This window comes from Pseudomonas sp. AL10, assembly GCF_029960685.1.
Taxonomy (GTDB): domain Bacteria; phylum Pseudomonadota; class Gammaproteobacteria; order Pseudomonadales; family Pseudomonadaceae; genus Aquipseudomonas; species Aquipseudomonas lactis.
The window spans coordinates 2,017-5,438 of record NZ_JASBQZ010000082.1; the positions used below are offsets into that span (position 1 = coordinate 2,017).

The window sequence follows — 3,422 nt, forward strand, 5'->3', positions numbered from 1 at the left end:
GGGGCCATAGCTCAGCTGGGAGAGCGCCTGCCTTGCACGCAGGAGGTCAACGGTTCGATCCCGTTTGGCTCCACCACTACTGCTTCTGTTTGTATAAAGCTTAGAAATGAGCATTCCATCGTTGTGATGGTGAATGTTGATTTCTAGTCTTTGACTAGTTCGTTCTTTAAAAATTTGGGTATGTGATAGAAAGATAGACTGAACGTTACTTTCACTGGTAACGGATCAGGCTAAGGTAAAATTTGTGAGTTCTCTTAACTGAGAAATTCGAATTTTCGGCGAATGTCGTCTTCACAGTATAACCAGATTGCTTGGGGTTATATGGTCAAGTGAAGAAGCGCATACGGTGGATGCCTTGGCAGTCAGAGGCGATGAAAGACGTGGTAGCCTGCGAAAAGCTTCGGGGAGTCGGCAAACAGACTTTGATCCGGAGATGTCTGAATGGGGGAACCCAGCCATCATAAGATGGTTATCTTGTACTGAATACATAGGTGCAAGAGGCGAACCAGGGGAACTGAAACATCTAAGTACCCTGAGGAAAAGAAATCAACCGAGATTCCCTTAGTAGTGGCGAGCGAACGGGGACTAGCCCTTAAGTGGCTTTGAGATTAGCGGAACGCTCTGGAAAGTGCGGCCATAGTGGGTGATAGCCCTGTACGCGAAAATCTCTTAGTCATGAAATCGAGTAGGACGGAGCACGAGAAACTTTGTCTGAATATGGGGGGACCATCCTCCAAGGCTAAATACTACTGACTGACCGATAGTGAACTAGTACCGTGAGGGAAAGGCGAAAAGAACCCCGGAGAGGGGAGTGAAATAGATCCTGAAACCGTATGCGTACAAGCAGTGGGAGCCCACTTTGTTGGGTGACTGCGTACCTTTTGTATAATGGGTCAGCGACTTATTTTCAGTGGCGAGCTTAACCGAATAGGGGAGGCGTAGCGAAAGCGAGTCTTAATAGGGCGTCTAGTCGCTGGGAATAGACCCGAAACCGGGCGATCTATCCATGGGCAGGTTGAAGGTTGGGTAACACTAACTGGAGGACCGAACCGACTACCGTTGAAAAGTTAGCGGATGACCTGTGGATCGGAGTGAAAGGCTAATCAAGCTCGGAGATAGCTGGTTCTCCTCGAAAGCTATTTAGGTAGCGCCTCATGTATCACTGTAGGGGGTAGAGCACTGTTTCGGCTAGGGGGTCATCCCGACTTACCAAACCGATGCAAACTCCGAATACCTACAAGTGCCGAGCATGGGAGACACACGGCGGGTGCTAACGTCCGTCGTGAAAAGGGAAACAACCCAGACCGTCAGCTAAGGTCCCAAAGTTATGGTTAAGTGGGAAACGATGTGGGAAGGCTTAGACAGCTAGGAGGTTGGCTTAGAAGCAGCCACCCTTTAAAGAAAGCGTAATAGCTCACTAGTCGAGTCGGCCTGCGCGGAAGATGTAACGGGGCTCAAACCATACACCGAAGCTACGGGTATCACGTAAGTGATGCGGTAGAGGAGCGTTCTGTAAGCCTGTGAAGGTGAGTTGAGAAGCTTGCTGGAGGTATCAGAAGTGCGAATGCTGACATGAGTAACGATAATGGGTGTGAAAAACACCCACGCCGAAAGACCAAGGTTTCCTGCGCAACGTTAATCGACGCAGGGTTAGTCGGTCCCTAAGGCGAGGCTGAAAAGCGTAGTCGATGGAAAACAGGTTAATATTCCTGTACTTCTGGTTATTGCGATGGAGGGACGGAGAAGGCTAGGCCAGCTTGGCGTTGGTTGTCCAAGTTTAAGGTGGTAGGCTGGAATCTTAGGTAAATCCGGGATTCTAAGGCCGAGAGCTGATGACGAGTTAACTTTTAGTTAACGAAGTGGTTGATGCCATGCTTCCAAGAAAAGCTTCTAAGCTTCAGGTAACCAGGAACCGTACCCCAAACCGACACAGGTGGTTGGGTAGAGAATACCAAGGCGCTTGAGAGAACTCGGGTGAAGGAACTAGGCAAAATGGCACCGTAACTTCGGGAGAAGGTGCGCCGGTGAGGGTGAAGGACTTGCTCCGTAAGCTCATGCCGGTCGAAGATACCAGGCCGCTGCGACTGTTTATTAAAAACACAGCACTCTGCAAACACGAAAGTGGACGTATAGGGTGTGACGCCTGCCCGGTGCCGGAAGGTTAATTGATGGGGTTAGCTAACGCGAAGCTCTTGATCGAAGCCCCGGTAAACGGCGGCCGTAACTATAACGGTCCTAAGGTAGCGAAATTCCTTGTCGGGTAAGTTCCGACCTGCACGAATGGCGTAACGATGGCGGCGCTGTCTCCACCCGAGACTCAGTGAAATTGAAATCGCTGTGAAGATGCAGTGTATCCGCGGCTAGACGGAAAGACCCCGTGAACCTTTACTATAGCTTTGCACTGGACTTTGAATTTGCTTGTGTAGGATAGGTGGGAGGCTTTGAAGCGTGGACGCCAGTCTGCGTGGAGCCAACCTTGAAATACCACCCTGGCAACTTTGAGGTTCTAACTCAGGTCCGTTATCCGGATCGAGGACAGTGTATGGTGGGTAGTTTGACTGGGGCGGTCTCCTCCTAAAGAGTAACGGAGGAGTACGAAGGTGCGCTCAGACCGGTCGGAAATCGGTCGTAGAGTATAAAGGCAAAAGCGCGCTTGACTGCGAGACAGACACGTCGAGCAGGTACGAAAGTAGGTCTTAGTGATCCGGTGGTTCTGTATGGAAGGGCCATCGCTCAACGGATAAAAGGTACTCCGGGGATAACAGGCTGATACCGCCCAAGAGTTCATATCGACGGCGGTGTTTGGCACCTCGATGTCGGCTCATCACATCCTGGGGCTGAAGCCGGTCCCAAGGGTATGGCTGTTCGCCATTTAAAGTGGTACGCGAGCTGGGTTTAGAACGTCGTGAGACAGTTCGGTCCCTATCTGCCGTGGACGTTTGAGATTTGAGAGGGGCTGCTCCTAGTACGAGAGGACCGGAGTGGACGAACCTCTGGTGTTCCGGTTGTCACGCCAGTGGCATTGCCGGGTAGCTATGTTCGGAATAGATAACCGCTGAAAGCATCTAAGCGGGAAACTAGCCTCAAGATGAGATCTCACTGGAACCTTGAGTTCCCTGAAGGGCCGTCGAAGACTACGACGTTGATAGGTTGGGTGTGTAAGCGCTGTGAGGCGTTGAGCTAACCAATACTAATTGCCCGTGAGGCTTGACCATATAACACCCAAGCAATTTGACTACTCGAAAGAGCATCAGATTGCGGTGTGTGAAGACGAAGATGAACCGAAAGTTCGACGCTCACAAAACACCACGATCTATCACCTACCCAATTTGCTGAAGCGAGGCCAACTGGCCACGACTCAGTACCCGAATTTCTTGACGACCATAGAGCATTGGAACCACCTGATCCCATCCCGAACTCAG

At 50.8% G+C, this 3,422-nt stretch carries 1 tRNA gene and 1 rRNA gene; both read left to right on the plus strand.

What is annotated here, in order from left to right:
• Window positions 1-76 (plus strand) — tRNA-Ala (locus QK296_RS28805).
• Between the two features lie 247 nt (window positions 77-323).
• Window positions 324-3,215, plus strand: a 23S ribosomal RNA gene (locus tag QK296_RS28810).
• The last annotated feature ends 207 nt before the right edge of the window (window positions 3,216-3,422 follow it).